This window comes from Pseudoalteromonas phenolica (assembly GCF_005876835.1).
Taxonomy (GTDB): domain Bacteria; phylum Pseudomonadota; class Gammaproteobacteria; order Enterobacterales; family Alteromonadaceae; genus Pseudoalteromonas; species Pseudoalteromonas phenolica_B.
In genome coordinates, this window is the sequence record NZ_PPSW01000005.1 from 43,121 (window position 1) to 64,685 (window position 21,565).

Annotated in this window: 17 protein-coding genes; 10 read left to right on the top strand and 7 right to left on the bottom strand. The window is 42.1% G+C overall.

The features are described 5' to 3' along the window. The first annotated feature begins 24 nt into the window (after positions 1–24). Positions 25–1,881 (top strand): methyl-accepting chemotaxis protein, encoded by a 1,857-nt coding sequence (locus C1E24_RS01975; protein WP_138478259.1) that lies wholly within the window; start codon positions 25–27, stop codon positions 1,879–1,881. Between the two features lie 87 nt (positions 1,882–1,968). Here the strand turns inward: C1E24_RS01975 and C1E24_RS01980 are convergent, their stop codons facing one another. The 5 genes from C1E24_RS01980 to priA all read right to left on the bottom strand — a co-directional run bounded on the left by C1E24_RS01980 (position 1,969) and on the right by priA (position 7,091). After that, positions 1,969–2,352, bottom strand: coding sequence for a gamma-butyrobetaine hydroxylase-like domain-containing protein (locus tag C1E24_RS01980; protein WP_138478261.1), 384 nt, complete (start codon positions 2,350–2,352; stop codon positions 1,969–1,971). An 85-nt stretch (positions 2,353–2,437) separates the two neighbouring features. Beyond that, on the bottom strand, positions 2,438–3,766 hold the full coding sequence (gene hslU / locus C1E24_RS01985) for an HslU--HslV peptidase ATPase subunit (protein ID WP_138478263.1): 1,329 nt from the start codon (positions 3,764–3,766) through the stop codon (positions 2,438–2,440). Positions 3,767–3,775: 9 nt separating this feature from the next. After that, complete coding sequence (gene hslV, locus C1E24_RS01990) at positions 3,776–4,294, bottom strand: ATP-dependent protease subunit HslV (protein ID WP_058031148.1); 519 nt, start codon at positions 4,292–4,294, stop codon at positions 3,776–3,778. An 84-nt stretch (positions 4,295–4,378) separates the two neighbouring features. Then, positions 4,379–4,912, bottom strand: coding sequence for an SPOR domain-containing protein (locus C1E24_RS01995; RefSeq protein ID WP_138478265.1), 534 nt, complete (start codon positions 4,910–4,912; stop codon positions 4,379–4,381). Between the two features lie 7 nt (positions 4,913–4,919). After that, positions 4,920–7,091, bottom strand: a complete 2,172-nt coding sequence (gene priA / locus C1E24_RS02000; RefSeq protein ID WP_138478267.1) for a primosomal protein N' — start codon at positions 7,089–7,091, stop codon at positions 4,920–4,922. Between the two features lie 254 nt (positions 7,092–7,345). Between priA and rpmE the strand changes: the two genes are divergently transcribed. Continuing rightward, on the top strand, positions 7,346–7,561 hold the full coding sequence (gene rpmE, locus C1E24_RS02005) for a 50S ribosomal protein L31 (protein ID WP_058031145.1): 216 nt from the start codon (positions 7,346–7,348) through the stop codon (positions 7,559–7,561). 808 nt (positions 7,562–8,369) lie between these two features. Further along, the gene (locus C1E24_RS02010; RefSeq protein WP_138478269.1) at positions 8,370–9,623 is read left to right on the top strand and encodes a malic enzyme-like NAD(P)-binding protein; all 1,254 of its coding nucleotides are present in this window, start codon (positions 8,370–8,372) and stop codon (positions 9,621–9,623) included. Between the two features lie 80 nt (positions 9,624–9,703). Here the strand turns inward: C1E24_RS02010 and metJ are convergent, their stop codons facing one another. Beyond that, entirely contained in the window at positions 9,704–10,027 is a 324-nt protein-coding gene (gene metJ / locus C1E24_RS02015; RefSeq protein ID WP_058031143.1) for a met regulon transcriptional regulator MetJ, read from the bottom strand. A 299-nt stretch (positions 10,028–10,326) separates the two neighbouring features. Between metJ and metB the strand changes: the two genes are divergently transcribed. Beyond that, the gene (gene metB / locus C1E24_RS02020) at positions 10,327–11,550 is read left to right on the top strand and encodes a cystathionine gamma-synthase (protein ID WP_138478271.1); all 1,224 of its coding nucleotides are present in this window, start codon (positions 10,327–10,329) and stop codon (positions 11,548–11,550) included. 6 nt (positions 11,551–11,556) lie between these two features. Next, positions 11,557–13,905, top strand: coding sequence for a bifunctional aspartate kinase/homoserine dehydrogenase II (metL, locus tag C1E24_RS02025; RefSeq protein WP_138478273.1), 2,349 nt, complete (start codon positions 11,557–11,559; stop codon positions 13,903–13,905). A gap of 83 nt (positions 13,906–13,988) precedes the next feature. Here metL and C1E24_RS02030 read toward each other — a convergent pair whose 3' ends face one another. Next, positions 13,989–16,439 (bottom strand): penicillin-binding protein 1A, encoded by a 2,451-nt coding sequence (locus C1E24_RS02030; RefSeq protein WP_138478275.1) that lies wholly within the window; start codon positions 16,437–16,439, stop codon positions 13,989–13,991. A 131-nt stretch (positions 16,440–16,570) separates the two neighbouring features. Between C1E24_RS02030 and C1E24_RS02035 the strand changes: the two genes are divergently transcribed. The 5 genes from C1E24_RS02035 to pilQ are packed head-to-tail and all read left to right on the top strand — an operon-like array spanning position 16,571 to position 21,438. Continuing rightward, positions 16,571–17,650, top strand: a complete 1,080-nt coding sequence (locus C1E24_RS02035) for a pilus assembly protein PilM (protein ID WP_138478276.1) — start codon at positions 16,571–16,573, stop codon at positions 17,648–17,650. Continuing rightward, positions 17,638–18,210 carry a PilN domain-containing protein gene (locus C1E24_RS02040; protein WP_138478277.1) on the top strand — a complete coding sequence of 191 codons (573 nt, stop codon included), beginning with the start codon at positions 17,638–17,640 and terminating at the stop codon, positions 18,208–18,210. Before C1E24_RS02035 ends, C1E24_RS02040 begins: the two co-directional genes overlap by 13 nt. Before the next feature lie 12 nt (positions 18,211–18,222). Next, a complete protein-coding gene (locus tag C1E24_RS02045) occupies positions 18,223–18,825 on the top strand; it encodes a type 4a pilus biogenesis protein PilO (protein ID WP_138478279.1) in 603 nt (200 codons plus the stop codon). Continuing rightward, positions 18,826–19,368 (top strand): pilus assembly protein PilP, encoded by a 543-nt coding sequence (locus C1E24_RS02050; RefSeq protein ID WP_138478281.1) that lies wholly within the window; start codon positions 18,826–18,828, stop codon positions 19,366–19,368. It abuts the gene before it with no gap. Positions 19,369–19,386: 18 nt separating this feature from the next. Then, positions 19,387–21,438: a type IV pilus secretin PilQ gene (gene pilQ, locus C1E24_RS02055; protein ID WP_138478283.1), complete on the top strand. Its 2,052-nt coding sequence runs from the start codon at positions 19,387–19,389 to the stop codon at positions 21,436–21,438. Positions 21,439–21,565: the final 127 nt, after the last annotated feature.

Consider the following 21,565-nt stretch of genomic DNA (forward strand, 5'->3'; position numbering starts at 1 on the left):
TGTTTTATAACCTTAGGTAACAGTATGGCCTTATTAGAAAATTTAACCATCAAAAGGCGTTTACAGCTCAATGCGATTGTTGTTGGCATTGCAATGCTGGTAATGCTTGCGGTGATTATCTTTGAAGCTCGCACAATGCTGAAACTCAATGAAGCAATTCTGTACGCTGAAGAGCTTGAAATACATGAGTTATCCATGCGCAAGTATGAAAAGAATTTTCTATTTTATAAGGACACGGAAGCGCTTAGTCAATTTGATAAAGAATATCAGCACTTAATCACAAAGATAGATCTATTAAATGTTTTACTGGATGATTTATCTATTGATCAAGGGGAACTAGAAAAATTTCGAGGGTTAAGTCGATCTTACAAAGAAACGTTTGAGAATGTAGTCTTTCTGCAAAAGAAAATTGGTTTACACCCTAAAGATGCATTATATGGTGCGTTACGTTCTGCTGTGCATGAAGTAGAAACAGGGTTAAAGCAACACAACAACTTCGAATTACTAAGCTTGATGCTACAACTAAGACGTGCAGAAAAAGATTTTATGCTTCGTTTAGATACTAAATATCTGGGTAAATTCAATAAAACTTATGATCAACTCTATCCTAAGTTACAGCCTTACGGTTTATCACCTTTACTTCTGGAATATAAGAACAAGTTTACTAACCTTGTTGATGCACAAGTCGAACTAGGTGTATCACTTGATAACGGTGCATTAGGCGAGATGGTTAAAATTGTAAAGCAAGGTGATGCAACGGTTGAAAATATCGTATTGCAAACTAAGCAAGCTATCGAAGATAACGCTAAAGCAACGCAAGCTGCTGCCATAGGTATATTTGTCGTCGCAGCGATTATCGTTATGATTTTGGTACTGTCTACCAGTCGTTCAATCATTGGACCAGTGGAACGTGTCTATCAAACCATTGAGCGAATTCGTCGTGAAAACAACTTAGCAATTAAAATTGAGTCTACTGGTAATGATGAAATTACCACGATGACAGAAGATTTTAATAGCTTGATAGATGACTTCAAGATTCTGATCTCAGAAGTAAACACGGCTTTGGGTACGATTAATGAAGCGACTCATCATTTAAGTGAAACCACCGCACAAACCAGTGCGGGTATGCATGAACAATTGCACGAGGCAGATATGGTGGCGACTGCAGCGACTGAGATGCAGGCGACGATTCAAGATATCTCCCATAATACTGAAGCTGCAGCGAATAAAGCTGAGTCAACCAATGGTAATGCGCAACAAGGTCGAGTAGAAGTTGACGCGACAATTCAGCGTATTATGGCGTTATCTGATTCATTAGGTGGCGCATCAGACGTTGTTTCGCAACTTGAGCGTGATGCAGAAACAATTGGTTCGGTTTTAGATGTAATCCGTGGCATTGCAGAGCAGACAAATTTACTTGCTTTGAATGCAGCAATTGAAGCTGCACGTGCAGGTGAGCAAGGTCGAGGCTTTGCTGTTGTTGCTGATGAAGTACGCTCTTTAGCACAGCGTACACAAGATTCGACACAAGAAATTGAGAGTATCATTTCTACTCTGCAAGAGCGCACTCAGTCTGTTGTGAGTATCATGCAACAGTGCCGTACTCAAGGTAGTGAAAGTGTCTCCCAAGCCGAGAAGGCTGGTGAGTTGTTAAGCTCGATTACAGCAGATGTGCAAACCATCATGGAAATGAGCACGCACATTGCTACTGCCATTGATGAACAAAACCAAGTTGCTTCTGAGGTGAATAAGAACGTTGTTCGTATTCGAGATATTGCGCAAGTTGCATCTGAGCATGCACAGAGTAACGCCCAAAGTAGTGAAGAGGTTTCAGAGCAAGCCAAAGTACTACATGAGGCGGTTGCTAAATATAGATACTAAATTTAGTACCGCTACTAGCTTGCTAATAAAATTAAAAAAACGCAGCGTTTGCTGCGTTTTTTTATATTCAAGTTTTAGCGCTCTAGGCTAGGGCGTGAACTTGATTGGAATACGATCTTTATTGGCATGATAGTCCTCAACCCTCGCTTGGTATCTCTGCCAGCGTTCAGTCTGTTCTTCTGAAAGTGCACGAAGATATTGCCAGCTATATAAACCTGAGTCATGGCCATCATCAAAAACCAGTTTTACGGCATAATGTCCAACAGGCTCAAGCTTTTTGACGGCTACCTCTTGTTTATTCAACACCAGATTCAGTGGATCTTTAGATTGATTACCATGTCCTTGGACTTCAGCAGAAGGAGAGTGGGTTCGTAAATACTCACAGCTTAACGTGAATACTTGCTCATCATCGAAATGAATGTCGAGCGTTTTAGATACTGTATGATAGTGAAGTTTATTGACAATATACATGACGTTTCTCAATGGATATTTTTTTGTATTACAAAAAAGCGGGGCACAGGCCCCGCTTAATAATAACGCATATTCTTTACTAAATTTAAAGAATAAAGCGGCTTAAGTCTTCGTCTTGTACCAGCATATCTAAATGCTGCTCAACATAGCTTGCATCGATAGAAAGCGTTGTGCCTGTCTTCTCAGAAGCATCAAAAGAGATTTCTTCCATCAGCTTTTCCATCACAGTATGAAGGCGACGTGCACCGATGTTTTCTGTTTTCTCGTTTACTTGCCATGCTGCTTCTGCAATCTTAGTGAGCGCATCATCAGTGAAGTCGACAGTCACTTGCTCGGTGCCAAGTAGTGCTTGTTGCTGTTCAGTAAGCGATGCATGAGGCTCGGTAAGAATGCGTTTGAAATCAGCTGCCGATAAAGCTTCAAGTTCTACACGAATAGGTAAGCGACCTTGTAACTCAGGAATTAAGTCAGACGGCTTTGCCATTTGGAACGCGCCAGAGGCAATGAAAAGAATATGGTCAGTTTTAACCATACCGTGTTTCGTGCTGACCGTTGAACCTTCAATTAGAGGCAGTAAATCACGCTGTACACCTTCACGGCTCACGTCTGGACCTTGTGCTTCACCGCGCTTACAGATTTTGTCGATTTCATCGATGAACACAATACCGTTTTGTTCTACGGCAAAAATAGCTTGTTCTTTCAGCTCTTCTTGATTCACCATTTTAGCGGCTTCTTCTTCAACAAGTAGCTTGAAAGCATCTTTGATTTTCAGCTTACGGCTCTTACGCTTGTCACCACCCATGTTTTGAAATAGACCTTGTAATTGGTTGGTCATTTCTTCCATACCCGGTGGTGCCATGATTTCAACTTGAGGTGCAACTTCAGCAACATCAATGTCAATTTCTTTGTCGTCTAGCTGACCTTCACGCAATTTCTTACGGAATACCTGGCGTGTGCTGTTATTTTCAGCAGGCTGAGATTCGCCCCAAGCGTCTTTTGCAGGTGGAAGTAGTGCATCTAGAATGCGCTCTTCTGCGGCTTCTTCAGCGCGATGTTGATGCTTTTTCGCTTGTTGCTCACGAGTCATCTTGATTGAGATATCAACCAGATCACGGATGATAGTCTCAACTTCTTTACCTACATAGCCCACTTCTGTGAATTTAGTTGCTTCAACTTTCAGGAAAGGTGCATTTGCAAGTTTTGCTAAACGGCGTGCAATCTCCGTTTTACCGACACCTGTTGGGCCGATCATAAGAATATTCTTTGGTGTAACTTCAGCGCGTAAATCGTCGTTAAGTTGCATACGACGCCAGCGATTACGAAGTGCAATTGCCACGGCTTTTTTGGCTTTATCTTGACCGATAATGTGCTGATCTAACTCGTGCACGATCTCTCTTGGGGTCATCGCAGTCATGGCAATCCTCTATAGTTCTTCGATGGTTTGGAAATTATTAGTGAATACGCAAATATCGCCAGCAATTTTCAGGCTTTTTTCTACGATTTCACGTGCACTTAGATCTGTATTCTCTAATAGTGCAGTTGCAGCAGATTGTGCAAAGTTACCACCACTACCAATGGCGATTAGGTCATGCTCTGGTTGCACTACGTCACCGTTACCTGTGATGATCAATGAAGCAGTTTCATCAGCCACTGCCAGCAAGGCTTCTAGTTTACGAAGAGCGCGATCACTACGCCAATCTTTCGCCATTTCAACTGCCGCTTTGGTTAAATGGCCTTGGTGCATTTCTAGTTTGCTTTCAAAGCGCTCAAATAACGTAAATGCATCTGCAGTACCACCGGCAAAACCCGCTAATACTTTACCGTTATAAAGACGGCGTACTTTTTTGGCATTACCTTTCATTACTGTATTGCCAAGTGACACTTGACCGTCGCCGCCGATAACAACTTTGTCGTCACGACGCACGCTTACGATAGTAGTCATAAAATTCCTTACTGTGCGTTAACTCACACTTGTCTTACTTAAATATCTTAGATTGCTGTAGGTATATGGGCTATTAGTGAGAAATCAAGTCCAACCCCAAATTCCACAGCTTACTATGTTGATACGTTTGAGCTTGTTTTTATCGCTTTCCGCATGTCTCTTACTTTCATAAGGGCCTAGACGTACTCTAAACCAGACACCATTTGACCCTTCGGTTCTGCGGATTTCAGCAACTAGGCCAACAAACGCAATTTGTGCTTTCATGCTCTCTGCGTCTTCGTGTTTTCTAAATGAACCACATTGCATCTGGTATGGTCCGCGTTTTTTGATTTCTTTAATTTCAACTTTGATTTCTGCGTCTTTAATCTCTTGAATAAAATCAGGATCTCTAGGTTTTGGCTTCTCTAGAGGTTGCTCTTGTTTAGCAACGGGTTTGGCGGCTTCTTCTACTTTTTTAGGGTCGGCATTTTGTGTGATATACCAAAGACCATATGCAAAACCGCCAACGAGCAGTAAGGCTAGCAAGATAAGCAATTTTGAGACGGGTTTTGGGCTAGGTGCCGGTTTTTTGGTGTTTCTGCCTTTGGGCTTTTTATTTATAAAGTCGTGTTGTGCCATAAGTTACTTAATAAGTATCCATAGGATCTATGTCTATACTCCAGCGCAGTCGGTTTGCTAATGGATGCTTATCTACATAGGTTAATAACTGAGTTAAGTAACTATGTAGAATTGCACGGTCCTGCGCTTGAATATGTAATTGATATCGATATTTTCCTGCCACACGCTCCATCGGCGCGGGAATTGGTCCGAGCAATTGTATACCAGAGAATGGGCTTGCAGGAACCAGATCCGATAAAAAGTCGATGACTAATTTGGCATTGTTAGCTTCGGCGCGTATTAAAGCCAAAAAACTAAATGGTGGTAGGGCAACTTCTTCACGCTCTTTGAGTGCATAACGGGCAAAGTCGCCGTAGCCATTATTGACTAGATCTTGTAACAGCGGGTGTTCGCAATAATGAGTTTGTAATAATACCGTGCCGGGTTCGCCACTACGCCCAGCGCGTCCAGCAACTTGAGTGATTAACTGAGCCATATGCTCAGTAGCTCTAAAGTCACTACTATATAAACCACTGTCGACATCTAAGATAACCACTAGGCTGACATCGGCAAAGTGATGACCTTTCGCCAGCATTTGAGTGCCAACCAGAATTCGTGCGCCACCTTCATTAATTTCATTGAGGGCTTCTTCGAGTGCGCCTTTACGGCGGGTTGAATCTCGATCTATACGGCTCAGTGGCGTGTCGGGAAACTGTGCTTCTAAAAACTGTTCCACCTGTTCAGTGCCCAAACCCACGGGCAAAATATTGGTACTGCCACAGTCAACACACTGGGGCGGCACATAGCTTTGCTCACCACAGTGATGGCAGACTAAACGAGACATGCCTTTATGGTAGGTGGCACTAGCACTACAGCGGTGACATTCACTGAGCCAGCCACACTCATGACACATTAAAGTAGGCGCATAACCCCGTCGGTTTAAAAACACCATGACTTGCTTACCACATGCAAGCGTATGTTCAATATGTTGTAAAGTGGTTGGTGCAAAACCATTTTGATGCGGCTGGCCCTTCATATCAACCAACAAGTAGGCGTTATCAACTTTGGTTTGTGCACGTTTGGTGAGCGACACTAATTGATATTTGTCACTGAGTGCATTGTGTAGGGTTTCTAGTGCGGGGGTTGCAGTGCCTAATAAAAGTGGTATTTGCTGTGTCGCACAGCGGTAAACAGCCAAGTCTCGAGCGTGATAACGCAGTCCATCTTGCTGCTTGAAAGACCCGTCATGCTCTTCGTCTACTACGACCATGCCTAGGCTCTTAAAAGGTAGGAAAACTCCAGAGCGTGTTGCAATAATTAGCGCGCTACTACCTTGCTCAGCGCGTCGCCAAGTGTGTAAGCGCTCATTATCGGTTAAGTTTGAATGCCATAAATCAATGGGTGTATTTGGAAAGCGACGTCTGAAGCGATTAACAGTTTGCGGCGTCAGGCCAATTTCTGGTACTAAAACCAGTGCCTGTTTACCGGCATTAAGCACTTTCTCTAAACATTGTAAGTAAACTTCAGTTTTACCACTGCCCGTGACCCCTTCAATTAAGAAAGTGCGATAGCCCACTTGTTGATTCACAGCGGCACAAATCGCAGCTTGCTCTTCATTTAGACGCGGTTTGCTTGCAATCTCAAGTGTATGTGATGACCAAGCTTCACAGTGATTAATGGCTTCTGTGATTAAGCCTTTCTCTTTGAGCGGTTTAATTTGTTGTGTTGTAAACCCTAATGCCTTTAACTCAGTGAGGCTCGTTATGCCAGAGCCTTTTAAATGCTCAATCAGTGCTAATTGCTTTTTTGCGCGAAGCTTGGGGGATGCTTTTCCTTCCTCAGTGAGAGTGTAATCGGGCACTTGGGTTTTATCTGGGTGTTCACCTTGACGCAAAGATGCTGGCAGCGCAGTAAAAATAGTTTCGCCTAGTGAGTGGCAATAATAACGAGCTGTAAATTTCAAAAAGGTAAGATACGCATCATTGATAATCGGGCGCTCATCAATGACAGAGGTAATGGCTTTGATTTTATTATCGGGCACATCAGACTGAGTCTTGATGTCAACGACCATGGCGACCAATTTTCTATTGGCAAAAGTCACCCATACACGACAGCCTTTTTGAACTGTGATATTCGGATCGATTTTATAATCAAAGGTTCTATGTAGGGGGACTTTTAGGGCAACTTCAACAAATAGCATGAATGCTCGAACATGACAGTAGATGGTTATAATGTACTAAAGCAGACCTTGAAATCCCAGTGAAAAACGCTCGGTAAATTGCTGTTCATTGGATTAGGTGTAATGAACACGGGATTTATTTACTTTTTGTGCAATTATTGCTTGTAGATCTCTGGCTACTTCAATAAAATACGCGTCCACTAATTTGAATATAACTACGTATGGTGCCAAACTCCGGGTTTGGAGAGCGATACGGCCTAACCTAGAGGTTTACTATGAAAGAAGGTATCCACCCTAAGTACGAGTCAATCACAGCAACTTGTTCATGTGGTAACAAATTCGAAACTCGTTCAACACTATGTAAAGACATTCACCTAGACGTATGTTCTGCATGTCACCCGTTCTACACTGGTAAGCAGAAGATCCTTGATACAGGTGGTCGTGTTGATCGCTTCAACAAGCGTTTCGGTGCTCTTAGCAGCAAGAAATAAGCATCGCTTGTTTGAGAAAAGCACCCATTTGGGTGCTTTTTTTATGTCTAATACCAATCCTCTTAATTAAGCGCTCTATTTTGAGGCAAGGAAAACCGGTCGATAGCACCGCTCACGTGTCCTGCTATCGCTGAGGTACCTACTTCCATGTAGGCAAGGCTAAAATTTTGCTATTTAGTTGTTCTAAATAAGAAATTATTAAGGAACTAGCGTCAGTTTTAGTCCCTCAAAATGATTGAGTATTATTGAGGGTTGGTATAAAACTCATTAATCCTCTGAATATTCATTATTTCCAGCTGGCTTAGCATTGCTTATCTGATCGTTCTTCTGCAAAATTATTTCTGATACATCAAACCCTTTTCATAGCACAGCCGTAGAAAATGGCGTAATAACTAAATGCATAACTTTGCACTTTTTATTGAGATTGACTTTAGCTTTCTCAAAGGTACGGCTGCTTAAACTGGTTTTGATTGAGATTTAAAGTTATCTAAATGTGTTTAAAAGAGTCTAAAATGCAGTAAATGTAGCTAAGTTGAGGCTTCTTTTTGTGATTGATAGGGTGACATTTTTAGTCGTATAAATTGCTGGTTTATTAAACGTATTGACCCTTTTTTAGGTCAGTAAAATGTCAAAAAAGCTAAAAGAATGTTTCATAAAATCTGCAAAATTACGGCATCTTGCAGATAAATTTCGCTAAAAAGTGGATAGACCTGAAATTGCTTGAATATATCTAGAAAGCGAGTATCTTTTAGTTATTGCGAATTATTTCACTCTCACTTTTAACTTCTTTGCAGGAAAAAATCGCGTCATGTCAGACTTTCGTGAACAAGCTTTACATTACCACGCTCATCCCGTTCCAGGTAAAATCAGTGTTGAATTAACTAAACCAGCCGAAACAGTTAAAGATCTTGCGTTGGCCTACAGCCCAGGTGTGGCTGAGCCGGTTCGAGAAATTGCTGCAGACCCTGCTAATGCTTACCGATATACAGGTAAAGGCAATATGGTTGCGGTGATCAGTAATGGCACTGCAATTTTAGGTTTAGGTAACTTAGGCCCACTTGCTTCTAAACCAGTAATGGAAGGTAAAGCGCTACTATTCAAACGTTTTGCAGGCTTAGATTCAATTGACATTGAAGTAAAGCACCGCACCACTGAAGACTTCATTAATACGGTTGCGAATATTGCAGACACCTTTGGTGGTATCAACCTTGAAGATATTAAAGCACCAGAGTGTTTTGAGATTGAAAAAGCACTTATAGAGCGTTGTGATATTCCTGTATTCCACGACGACCAGCATGGTACAGCGATTGTAACTGCTGCGGGTATGTTGAATGCATTGGAAGTACAAGGCAAAGACATTCATGACGCTATCATTGTATGTTTAGGTGCAGGTGCTGCAGCAATCGCATGTATGGAACTGCTGATTAAATGTGGTGCACAGCGTGAACACATTTACATGCTAGACCGTAAAGGCGTTATCCATACGCGTCGTGATGACTTAAACGAATATAAAAAACTATTTGCTAATAATACTGATAAGCGTACGCTGCAAGACGTAATTGCAGAAGCTGATGTGTTTGTGGGTGTATCTGGCCCTGACTTACTCTCTCCAGAAGACCTAAAGCTTATGGCAGACAAGCCGGTCGTGTTTGCGTGTTCAAACCCAGACCCTGAAATTAATCCAGAAGTTGCACATGGTGCACGTAACGATTTAATTATGGCGACAGGTCGTTCAGATTATCCTAACCAAGTGAACAATGTTTTATGTTTCCCGTTTATCTTCCGTGGTGCACTTGATGTGCGTGCAACAGCGATTAACGATGAAATGAAGATCGCAGCGGTAGAAGCCATTCGTGGTATTGCGAAAGAGCCAGTGCCTGAGCAAGTGCTTAAAGCGGCCGATGTTGAGTCGTTAGAATTTGGCGCTGAGTATATTATTCCTAAGCCAATGGATCCGCGTTTATTGCCTCGCATTGCTAAAGCTGTAGCAAAGGCTGCGATTGATTCTGGCGTTGCGCAAATCGATTTACCAGAAAACTACATGGCACAATTTGAAGCCTGATCAATACTAAGATTAAGCAAAAAAAAACCTCGCAATGGCGAGGTTTTTTTATGTTTTCTTTGTAATAAGAAAAAAGCTGATTAACCTTCTTCGTTAATCTCAGGGATCTCTAAGCCCATCTCTTTCATAATATTACGCACTTCAACAGGGATCTTCTCCGGATTGTCTTTACGTAAGTCCTCGTCGCTCGGCAACGGTTGGCCCGTAAAGGCATGCAGAAATGCTTCACACAGTAACTCGCTGTTTGTTGCATGGCGCAAGTTGTTCACTTGACGGCGGGTACGCTCATCAGTCAGTACTTTTAACACATTTAAAGGAATAGATACGGTGATCTTCTTCACTTGCTCTGATTTTTTGCCATGCTCTGCATAAGGGTGAATATATTCACCATTCCATTTAGCCATAATATTTTTTCTGATGCCTTTAGAGTAATTACTGCCAATAAGACTACGCTCGTTTGCGACGGCTTTAATTGACCTAGTTTGACTAACGCCCAACTCAAACTAAGGTTGATGTACCGATTTATGGTCAAAAACCCAGTCTTATTAACAATATTAGTTAACGAGGTGGCGAAATTTTATCGGTTTAAAAAAGATAGTCAAATTCTAGTTAAATAGCCATTTAGCAGTATAAATGTTTTGACTTCTCTAATTTGATCATCTAACCTTTTGGACGTCTAAACATCCATATACTAGGTGGTGATATGAGCCAACGCAATAAATCAACAGTCGCAGTCAGACATGGTATCGAAGCCGATAAACATCATGGTGCGGTTGTGCCTCCTCTTTATCTTTCAACAACGTATTCGTTCGCTGACTTCGATACTAAGCGTGATTACGATTACGGCCGTAGCGGTAACCCAAATCGCGATATTCTAGCTGAAGCACTAGCGCAGCTTGAGGGTGGAGAAAAAGGCATCATCACAGCGACCGGTATGGCAGCTGTACACCTAGTAACACAACTTTTAAATCACGACGATACTTTAGTTATTCCACATGATTGTTATGGTGGTAGTTATCGTTTATTTACATCACTTGAAAAGCGTGGCTTGTTAAAACTAAAAGTTTTAGATTTAACTCGCGCTGACAGCCTTGCACAAATTGCAGAGATCAAACCTAAACTGGTTTGGATTGAAACACCGAGTAACCCAATTCTTCGTCTTACAGACATAGAGGCGGTTGTGAATGCAGCCCATGCAGTGGGCGCATTAGTTGGGGCTGACAATACGTTTTTATCTCCTGCGCTACAAAACCCAATTTCGTTTGGTGTTGATATTGTGGTGCATTCGACCACGAAATACATTAACGGCCATTCTGATGTCGTTGGTGGGGCCGTGATTGCGAAAACCCAAGCGTTAGGCGAAGAGCTGGCTTGGTGGGCAAATAATATTGGTATTACTGGTGCACCATTCGATAGCTATCTGACATTACGTGGTTTAAGAACTCTTAAAGTGCGTCTTAAGCAGCACGAAGAAAATGCCTTAGCTATCGCCAAGTACTTAGAACAGTCTGAGTACGTTCGCAAAGTGTATTACCCAGGTCTTGAATCACATCCACAACACGAACTGGCGAAAAAACAGCAGTTAGGGTTTGGTGGCATGGTGAGTTTTGATATCGCAGGTGGTCTTGAAGATGCTGCGGCATTCTTAACAACAGTGAAAGAGTTCTCGTTGGCTGAGTCTTTAGGTGGTGTTGAGAGTTTAATTTGTCACCCTGCAACCATGACACATGCAGGCATGGAACCTAAAGCACGTTTAGAAGCGGGTGTAGGCGATACTTTGATCCGTATTTCTGTCGGTATTGAGGAAGTAGTAGATCTACTTGCAGACCTCGAAGCGGCTTTTGCTAAAACACAGCCAGGTAAAGCTCCTGCGTCTGCTGATAACAAAGCCTGTAAATTAACACCTGCCCATCCAGCACTTTGGTAAAAGAAAATGACAAGAGTAGTACATAAATTTGGTGGGTCGAGCTTAAGCTCGGCCTCGCGTTATCAGGCTGTCGCACAGATCGTGGTTGGCCAGTGTCAGTTGGGCGATTGTGTTGTGGTTTCTGCAGCAGGTAAAACAACCAATACCCTAGTTAAACTATGGCAGAGTTATCAGCAACAAGAGCAGCAAAGTTTTAACGATATTCTATTACAGGTTGAGAACCATCAAGTCGAACTGATTAACGCACTATTCCAGGGGGAAAAGCAGCGTCAATTGGCCGATACACTGTTAACTGAATTACAAGTGATCACCCAAGCTGCGAACAGTAAAACTCTAAATGAAGCTGAGCTATTAGCACACGGTGAATTATGGTCTGCGCGCATTCTAGCAAACTACTTATCAGAGTCCGATTTACAAGCCCAAGCGATTGATGCCAGAACGTTATTTACTGTGCATAACGGTCAGTTAGTGCATCAACAAAATAAGCAAGCGTGCTTAGCGACCTTAGATAACGATCACATCTTTGTGGTCACAGGCTTTATTGCTGCAGATGACCAGGGTAATACTGTGACGCTGGGACGTAATGGCAGTGACTACACTGCAACATTGTTAGCAAATTATAGCGATGCAGAAGCAGTCTCTATCTGGACCGATACGCAAGGTGTATTCAGCACCGATCCACGAAAAGTCAGCAATGCAATTAAATACCCTAAAGTGTGTCGTGAACAAGCAAATTTACTAGCGCGTTTAGGTAATCCTGTATTGCATGCTAAAACTTTATCTCCTTTGAAAAATACCAGCATCAAGTTACAGGTTCGTAGCAGTTTTGACTCTGAAGCGCCAGGTACTGAAATCGTCAAAGCGGGTTACAGTAAGGCGAAACGTTTTATTACGTCATTTGATAATTTAGATCTTGTGCGTGTTGACCGTTTAGGTGTTAATGAAGTGCGTGAAGTGAGTCAGCTTATTCAGCATAGCATTCATCACTTTGTACAAAATGGCGAAGAGTTTTTATTGCTACCAGGTGCTTTCACACATCAAGTAAGCCAATATTTTGCTGGCCGTCTCACCTTGGTTGAAAGCCACTTACAAGGCTTTGCACTGGTTGCACCAAAATCCGATATCTCTGCATTAGAGCTGCAGGCTAAATCAGTGTTGGCAGAGCAAGACGTGGTACTCAGGTTTGCACATAGTGATGAAGATTATGCACTGTTCTTGACTGACCAAGCGATTGACAGCGATGTTTTGGCGATTTTACATGACAAGCTCGTGAATAAAGGCCGAGAGCTGGCGGTTATCATTGCGGGTCTTGGTAATGTTGGTGAGGTTTTCCTTGAGCAGTGCCAAACTCAGGTTGCTCGTTTACAAGCGCAATTTGATTTAAAAGTCGTTGGTTTATTACGTTCGCAGCAAATGCTATTTGCTGCCAGTGGTTTGAATTTAGATAACTGGCAAACTCAATGGCAAAATGAAGCGCAAGCATATGAACAAAATGAAGTACTAGAGCGTATTGAAGAGCTAGATTACGAGCATAAAGTTGTCATTGATATCACTGCGAGTGAATCATTTAGCCTCTTATACCCAGAGTTCGTGAAGCGTGATTGTCATCTTATCAGTGCTAATAAGTATGCCGGCACTGCACAACAAGACTGGTATGTAGCTTTGCGTCAGCAGCTCGAAGAGCGCAATTTGCTATGGCGTTATAACACCAGTGTTGGTGCGGGCTTACCGGTTAACTTTGCGCTAGCTGACCTACAAAATAGTGGTGATAAAATCACTCAGGTTGAGGGTGTTTTTTCGGGCACTTTATCTTGGCTGTGCAGTGAGTATGATGGTAGCAAAGCTTTCTCAGATTTAGTGCTAGAAGCGCAAGCTATGGGCTATACCGAGCCAGATCCTCGCGAAGACTTATCGGGACGAGACATGCAGCGTAAGTTGTTAATTCTTGCTCGAGAGCTTGGTCTGTCACTGGATGTAGATGATATTGGTTTAGAACCATTAATGCCTGAGCATTTAGCTGCAGGTAGCTGGCAAGACTTTCTAGCTAAGAAAGACGAGCTGGATGTGTTTTATGAGACTAAGTTTGCACAGGCGAAAGCAAATAACTGTGAGCTGCGTTATACCGGTTTATTAAGTATCGCTGAAGATGGCAAAGTTGACGCAAAAGTGGGTATTGCGTTTGCAGAGCAAGGCTCAGCGATTGCCAATTTAACACCGGGTGATAATATCTTTGTAGTGAAAACACTATGGTATGACGCGAACCCACTGGTTATCCAAGGGCCTGGCGCTGGTAAAGAAGTGACCGCTGCGGGCATTCACTCAGACTTATTCTGGTTATGTCAGAATCTTAAGTAGTGGATAGCTAGGCGAATTTAGAGCCAAAAAAGCGAAGTGTTTTTAGCACTTCGCTTTTTTGTTAAGGCTATTCTGTATGTTAATTAAAATAGCTCATCTTGTTCAGGCAAAGAGTCAGAAGAGAATGGGGTTTTTGACTTATCTTGCTGAACATATTTAGTCGGTACAGTGTCAGACTCAAAGTATTCGAAACGGCTAGTATGATCGTTTTTTGAACTTAATAAGCCAGTTTTTAAATCAACTCTAACAGAAGTTAAGCCTGGTGCAGGGTCAATCGGTGCGAGCGGTTCATTTTGAAGTGCCGTTCTCATAAAGCGCACCCAAGCTGGCTGTGCGGTAATCGCACCTGCTTCAGCACCAACGGCTTGGCCTTTACCTAAATTGCTGTTATAGGCTGCGCGACCAAGAGATTTACTTGCATCATCAAAACCTACCCACACTGTGGTTAATACATTACGGTTATAACCTGTGAACCAAGTATCCACTGAGTTATTGGTGGTACCTGTCTTACCTGATAAGTCTCTTCGCTTTAAAGCTTGCGCTCGCCAACCTGTACCAACCCATCCTGTTTTGTGTTTCCAGCTACCGCCACCCCAAATCGCGCTATGTAATGCACTTGAGACGAGAAAAGCATTTTGTTCACTGATAATTTGTGGTGCACATTGCATGGTATTTTCGAGACGTAGCTCTTCATTACATGCGATTAATGGCTGAGCTTTACCCAGCGAGTTACCGTATGCGTCTGTTATTTCGCTGATAAAATAAGGTTCGATTAGATGACCGCCATTAGCAAAGGTACTCATACCGCGTGCCATTTCTAATGGTGTGATTGCAGCGCTACCTAATGCTAAAGATTCGCTGCGGTTAATGTCTTCATCAGCAAAACCAAATTTAAGCAAATGATCGGCAGAGCGCTGCAAGCCGACACCTCTGAGTAATCTAACTGAAACGACGTTTTTTGATTGCGCCAATGCGCGACGAATTCGAATTGGGCCACTATAAACTTCAGGACTATTCTTAGGCCGCCATGCAACCCCTAAGCTTTTATCCCAGTGGTTGATAGGTGCATCATTAATAATTGAAGCAAGCGTGTAACCGTCTTCTAATGCTGCTGAATAAATAAAAGGTTTAATGTTTGAACCAACCTGACGTTTCGCTTGTACAGCACGGTTATATTGGCTTTGTGCGAAACTATAACCACCTACTAAGGCTTTGATGCGGCCATCTTTTGGATCTAAAGATACAATGGCACTTGATGGTTGTGGATACTGACCTAATTGCCAGCCATTATTTTCTCGTAACCAAATCTGCATTCCTGGCGAAAGTACATCGGCCGCTGCTTTAGGGGCATTACCTTGTCGTTTTTCGTTAATGTATGCGCGTGCCCATTTCAGACCATCCCACTCAATGACTACAGATTGACCTGATTTTAATAGCACCTCAGCGCTTTGTTCGTAAACATGCGTGACAATACCGGCAACGAGTGGGTCAATTTCATTAACGTCATTGAGTGTTTTAAGTAGTTCTGCACGGGCAGGAATAGGGTCTATTTCGTGTTGCCATAGCACAGATTCAGGCCCTCGATAGCCGTGACGCATGTCATAATCATGCAGATTGTTAATGAGTGCTTGTTGTGCGGCAAGCTGAATTTCAGATTCAACACTCGTATAAACTCTAAAGCCAGTGTTATAGGCTTTGTCAGCACCATAGCGCTCTACCATATATGCACGGACCATTTCAGAAATATAAGGTGCATAAAGCTCTATTTCTGCACCGTGTCGCTTTGCAGTAATAGGGGCTTGTGTTGCCTCATTATATTCACTGCGAGTGATGTACTTTTCTGTCAGCATTCGACCTAAAACCACATTCCTGCGAGATTTGGCGCGAGTCGGGTTACTGATAGGGTTTAGCGCTGAAGGTGCCTTTGGTAAGCCTGCGATCATGGCCATCTGCGCTAATGTGAGCTCGTGTAACTCTTTACCATAATAAACCTGTGCTGCGGCACCAATGCCAAACGAACGGTGGCCTAATTCAATCTTATTTAAATACAGTTCTAAAATTTCATCTTTTGACAATAATTGTTCTATATGTAGCGCAATGAAAATTTCTTTTACCTTACGAATGTAAGCTTTTTCGCGGGTTAAAAAGAAATTTCTTGCCAACTGCATGGTGATAGTACTGGCACCTTGTTTTTTTTGGCCTGTACTGATCAATACAATAGCCGAACGTACGATCCCGATAGGATCTATACCAAAATGCTCATAAAAACGATTATCTTCTGTTGCTAAAAATGCATTGAGTAAAGGTTTAGGAACGTCGTCAATCTTAACGGGAATACGGCGCTTTTCACCAAATTGGTTGATTAATTTTCCATCTTTGGTAAAAACTTGCATAGGTGTTTGAAGTTGAACTTCTTTAAGTACCTCAACACTAGGGATATCTGATTTTACGTAGTAATATAGTGCTAGTAACGTGAGTACGCCTAAAAACCCGCAGACGATAATAAACTGTAAAAATCTTTTTAATAAAGTCACGTAATATTCCCTAGTTAGACTCCCAATTGTGGGTAGAGGCTGCTAGTATAGCTTGAACAAAATTCGATTAGTATTTTTTGTTCATAAATAATAACCTGTTTAAATTAAAATAAAGGATAAAAACACAGGGTATGTTAAGTAAATTGTTCAAAGCACAAGCCCCACTCATGGTTGGCATAGATATAGGCTCTCACTGTGTTAAAGCTGTTTTGCTTTCGCAAACTCACAGCGGTTATCGCGTTGAAGCTGTTGCTATTGAACCCATCCCTAAAGGTGCAATTACTGAACGAGCCGTACAAGATATTGAGGCGGTCGGTCGTGCAATCAGTAAACTAAAAAAACGCTTTCCAAAACATGCCCCTTTCGCAGCAGTTGCTGTATCAGGTCAAACGGTTATCACCAAAGTGATCTTTATGGATGTTTCATTAACTGATGCTGAACTAGAGTCGCAAATCGCCATTGAAGCCGACAGCTTAATTCCATACCCATTAGACGAAGTTAGTCTAGATTTTGAGAAAATATCGGTCAATGAAGCCGATCCGTCGAAAGTGAATGTGCTGCTTTCTGCAGCTAGAACAGAGAGTGTACTAGCAAGAGTGAGTGCATTAGAAGAGGCAGGCTACAAAGCTAAAGTGGTTGACGTTGAGAGTTATGCCTTGAGTCGTTCACTTGATACTTTATATGGTCAGCTTCCTTCCGATGCATTTGATAAAATCGTTGCGATTGTTGATATCGGTGCGGTGATTTCATTGATGAGCGTGGTTCAATCAGGTAAGACTATTTATACCCGAGATCAGGTCTTTGGTGGTGAGCAATATACCAATAGCATTGTTGCTTACTACAACAAAACGTTCGATGAAGCCGAGTTGGCAAAAACAACCGGGGACTTACCGCCAAATTATACTTTTGAAGTACTAGCGCCATTCCAAACTGCTTTATTGCAACAGATCCGCCGAGCAGTACAAATGTTTATGACCACCAGTGGTAAAGACCATGTCGATTATCTAGTGCTATCAGGTGGAACAGCTTTGGTTGAAGGTCTCGATAGACTATTGGTCGATGAATTGGGGATCCACACGATTATTGCCGATCCGTTTTCAGATATGGAAATTGCACCTAAAGTAGACCGAAACGTACTGTTAAGGCACAAACCTCAGTTTACCCTTGCCACAGGTCTAGCGCTTAGGAGTTTCACCACATGCCACATATAAACCTCCTACCTTGGCGCGAGCAACAAAGACAAGCTTCACAACAAAAGTTCCTAATTCTGATTGGCAGTATTGTGGGGGTTTCTTTATTTGTGATGTATTTGATCGGTAGCTTTTACGATAGCCTTCGCACAGGGCAAGAAATAAAAAATAACTACCTACAGTCTGAGATCCGAAAATTAGATACACGGATCCGAGAAATCAACGACTTAAATAAGCAAAAGGGTAATTTACAACGTCGTATTCGCTTAATTGAAGAGTTACAAGGTAATCGTAATCTTGGCACACAAATTATAGATGAAGTGGCGCGTGTTGTTCCATCGGGTGTTTACCTCACCAGTCTCCAGCGTGATGGCAACATGATAAAAGTGGTAGGTCGTAGTGAATCAAATAATCGTTTGTCGCAAATGCTAAGGCAGGTTGAGTCTTCTTATCTATTAGAAAAGCCTACGATTCAGGGGATTATTGCAGGTGAACAAACTAATCGCTTGTTGAGCGATTTCACCATGCACTTTTACGTTAAGTCCTATCAAGAACTTGAAGATGCCAAAGAGAAAAAGTGAGGGAATGGTTAGATGAACTTTGATCTTAAAGCGTTACAAGATATCGATTGGAATGAGATTGAGCTAGATAATATTGGTGAATGGCCAAAGCCTGTCAAAGCCATGTGCGTCGTTCTGGTTACTGTGATCATGTTGTTTATTGGCTATTCAATCTTAGTATCTTCAGCAATTGATGAGTATGACTTTGCAGTAAATAAAGAGCAAGAGCTGAGAAATTCGTATCGCTTCAAGTATGCAAGGGCGAACAATTTAGATTTATACAAGCAGCAAATGCAAGATATGGAAGCGCAATTTTCTCAACTCTTACAACGACTCCCTACCTCTAACGAAACACCTGGATTATTAGATGACTTGACCTATGTGGGCACTTCAAGTGGTCTAACATTTTTAAAGATTGGTTGGATGCCAGAGATAAAGAAAGAGTTTTATACAGAATTACCGATTAATCTTGAGGTGGTCGGCACTTACCATGAGTTTGGTGAGTTTGTTGGCAAGGTTGCACAATTACCACGAATTGTCAGTTTGCATGATTTTAGAATAGAACGAGCGAATGACCGTGACTTAGTATTTAGTGTTGTTGCAAGAACGTATCGCTATGAACAAGGAGCTAAATAAATGCACCTTAAAAGTATAGCTATCAGTTTAAGCCTATTTTTTTTGGCTGCTTGCAATGATGATACGGCGCAGCAGAAAGAGTTTATTGATCAAGTGCAAGCCAGTGCAACACCGAAAGTTGAGCCGATCCCTAATATGAAAGAATTTGAATACTTTCCATATAGCGCCGGTTCACTGCGTAGTCCATTTGATGCGCCTCAACCTGAAGTGATTGAAAGCAGGTTAGTTCAGGTCAAAAACTGTTTACAGCCAGATCAAAATCGTGCTCGAGATCCTCTAGAAAAGTATCCTATTGATAATCTTGTGATGAAAGGCACAATAGCCTTATCTGGCATTACTTGGGCGTTGATACGAGCTGCTGATCAGGGCCTTTTCCGAGTGAAGCAGGGGGAATATATGGGCCTGTATCATGGTGAAGTAGTTGGTATTTATGATGACCATGTAGAATTATTAGAGCTGATCCCCGATGGAACAGGTTGTTGGAAAGAACGATTAACTAAAGTTGAGATTATTGAATCTACTCAACTTTCAGCAAGCGAATAACAATAAAGGTACACTACTATGACTCGCATGGTTGCGAATTTGCTTAAAACTACCATTTTCTCAAGCCTTTTACTTGTGTTATCTGGCTCAGTTAATGCCTTACCCATGTTATATGATGTGCGCTATAACCCGATTTCTAATTCAGAGACAGAATTGCAGTTGGTGTTTGATGAGCAATTAAATTTGGAGCCCAAAGTCTCAGTGCTGAATGCTCCTGCACGTTTAGAATTGTTCTTCTCGGGCGCCGAGTTTGAAGAGAGCTTGCAGCAACTGAAAGTGAATAAAGCGGGAATTAAGCAGATCCGAAGTACCATGGTCAAAGATGGCTTTATTGTTTCTATCGAAATGGATCAACTAAAGCTTTATAAAACGGAAGTTAAAAACAATTTGGTATACCTGCAAATTTCTGAAAATCCAATCTATGACGTTTCAGAGTCTTCAGAGCAAGGTGCAGGTCAGCTCACTCACCACATAAATCGTATTCAATCAATTGACTTCCGCCGTGGTGAAAAAGGCGAAGCTAAAGTATTAGTGTTTCTAGAAACCTCACAAGCTGCAATAGATGTGCAGGAGCGTGGTGGAAAAATCATTGCGGATTTCCATCATATAGATATTTTAGACGAGTTACTTTACGAATTAGATGTGGTTGATTTTGGTACTGTGGTCAGCAAAATCGAGACCTTTTCAGAAGGTAATAAAAGCCGCTTGGTGATTGAGCCAAACAGCGCGTTTGCGTTTAAGTATGAGCAGCTAGACAATATCTTCACACTGACCATAGAAAAAGATAATAAGACTAAAAAGTTTGGTGAAGAAAAAGTATATCAAGGTGAGCCAATTACCTTAAACTTCCAAGATATTCCAATTCGATCGGTATTACAGATCATTGCAGATACCAACAATTTTAATTTGGTCACCAGCGACTCCGTATCAGGCAACATCACTTTGCGTTTAGAAGGCACCCCATGGGATCAAGCGCTAGATGTTGTACTGCGAGTTAAAGGTTTAGATAAGCGCACCGAAGGCTCAATTTTAATGGTTGCACCTGCAGAAGAGATAGCTGCAAGGGAAGCGAAAGAATTGCAAGCAATGCGTCAGGTAGAAGAGCTAGAGCCGCTATATAGCGAGTATATGCAATTAAACTATGCTAAAGCGGAAGAGTTTGCAGACTTACTAAAAACAGAAGTTAACAGCATTATCAGTAATCGCGGTAATGTATCAGTGGATGTTAGAACCAATACTTTGATTATCAAAGATACTGCGAAAAGTATTGAAAATGTACGTCGTATGGTCGAAACACTGGATGTACCGGTTAAGCAAGTTCGCATTGAATCTCGTATGGTAACAGTAAGCGATAACGTTTCAGATGACCTAGGTATTCGTTGGGGCTTTAGTGATCAGCAAGGATCAGATGCAATCTCTGGTAAATTGTCGAGTGCTGATCAATTATCAGGTGGTGTTATTCCTGCCTTTACAGACCGTTTAAATGTCAATTTACCGGTCACTAACCCAGCTGGCAGCATAGGTGTTCATCTTGCTAAATTAGCGGATGGTACGCTAATTGACTTAGAGCTCTCGGCGTTAGAGCAAGAAAACAAAGGCGAAATTATTGCTACACCAAGCATTACGACTGCTAACCAGAAAAAAGCACGTATTGAGCAAGGTACAGAAATCCCTTATGTTGAATCGGCTGGCGCGAGCGGTGCGACCTCTGTTACGTTCAAAAAGGCGGTGTTAAGCATGGAAGTCACGCCACAGATCACACCTGACAACAAAATTATCTTGGACCTAGTTATCACACAAGATACGCGTGGTGATAATGTACAAACGCCGACCGGGCCTGCTGTTGCTATCAATACCCAGCAAATAGAAACACAGGTATTGGTCGAAAATGGTCAAACCATCGTACTGGGTGGTATCTATCAGCAAGAAATCACCAGTGCTGTGACTAAAGTGCCGCTTTTAGGTGATGTACCTTACCTAGGTGCTTTATTTAGGAACACGCGTCACATTAATGAAAAAAGAGAGTTGCTGATATTCGTGACCCCGAAAATCATGTTAGACGGCCAGTAACAGCGCATTAATGATTATATTCTGCGTGGTTTACGGTAAATTAAATGATTTGACTTGAAATTGCGCACGAATTACTGAGATAATCCCCTCCTTAATTTTTGGGGCCAGGTCGTGAGGCGGGGTTTAT

Excerpts from the sequence above, each read along its gene's own strand:
- metB (WP_138478271.1), top strand. The coding sequence starts at position 10,327 with ATGAGCCAACGCAATAAATCAACAGTCGCAGTCAGACATGGTATCGAA.
- hslU (WP_138478263.1), bottom strand. The coding sequence starts at position 3,766 with ATGACTGCGATGACCCCAAGAGAGATCGTGCACGAGTTAGATCAGCAC.
- C1E24_RS01975 (WP_138478259.1), top strand. The coding sequence starts at position 25 with ATGGCCTTATTAGAAAATTTAACCATCAAAAGGCGTTTACAGCTCAAT.
- C1E24_RS02010 (WP_138478269.1), top strand. The coding sequence starts at position 8,370 with ATGTCAGACTTTCGTGAACAAGCTTTACATTACCACGCTCATCCCGTT.
- rpmE (WP_058031145.1), top strand. The coding sequence starts at position 7,346 with ATGAAAGAAGGTATCCACCCTAAGTACGAGTCAATCACAGCAACTTGT.
- metJ (WP_058031143.1), bottom strand. The coding sequence starts at position 10,027 with ATGGCTAAATGGAATGGTGAATATATTCACCCTTATGCAGAGCATGGC.
- C1E24_RS02035 (WP_138478276.1), top strand. The coding sequence starts at position 16,571 with ATGTTAAGTAAATTGTTCAAAGCACAAGCCCCACTCATGGTTGGCATA.
- hslV (WP_058031148.1), bottom strand. The coding sequence starts at position 4,294 with ATGACTACTATCGTAAGCGTGCGTCGTGACGACAAAGTTGTTATCGGC.
- C1E24_RS02045 (WP_138478279.1), top strand. The coding sequence starts at position 18,223 with ATGAACTTTGATCTTAAAGCGTTACAAGATATCGATTGGAATGAGATT.
- C1E24_RS01995 (WP_138478265.1), bottom strand. The coding sequence starts at position 4,912 with ATGGCACAACACGACTTTATAAATAAAAAGCCCAAAGGCAGAAACACC.
- priA (WP_138478267.1), bottom strand. The coding sequence starts at position 7,091 with ATGCTATTTGTTGAAGTTGCCCTAAAAGTCCCCCTACATAGAACCTTT.
- metL (WP_138478273.1), top strand. The coding sequence starts at position 11,557 with ATGACAAGAGTAGTACATAAATTTGGTGGGTCGAGCTTAAGCTCGGCC.
- C1E24_RS02040 (WP_138478277.1), top strand. The coding sequence starts at position 17,638 with ATGCCACATATAAACCTCCTACCTTGGCGCGAGCAACAAAGACAAGCT.
- pilQ (WP_138478283.1), top strand. The coding sequence starts at position 19,387 with ATGACTCGCATGGTTGCGAATTTGCTTAAAACTACCATTTTCTCAAGC.
- C1E24_RS02050 (WP_138478281.1), top strand. The coding sequence starts at position 18,826 with ATGCACCTTAAAAGTATAGCTATCAGTTTAAGCCTATTTTTTTTGGCT.
- C1E24_RS01980 (WP_138478261.1), bottom strand. The coding sequence starts at position 2,352 with ATGTATATTGTCAATAAACTTCACTATCATACAGTATCTAAAACGCTC.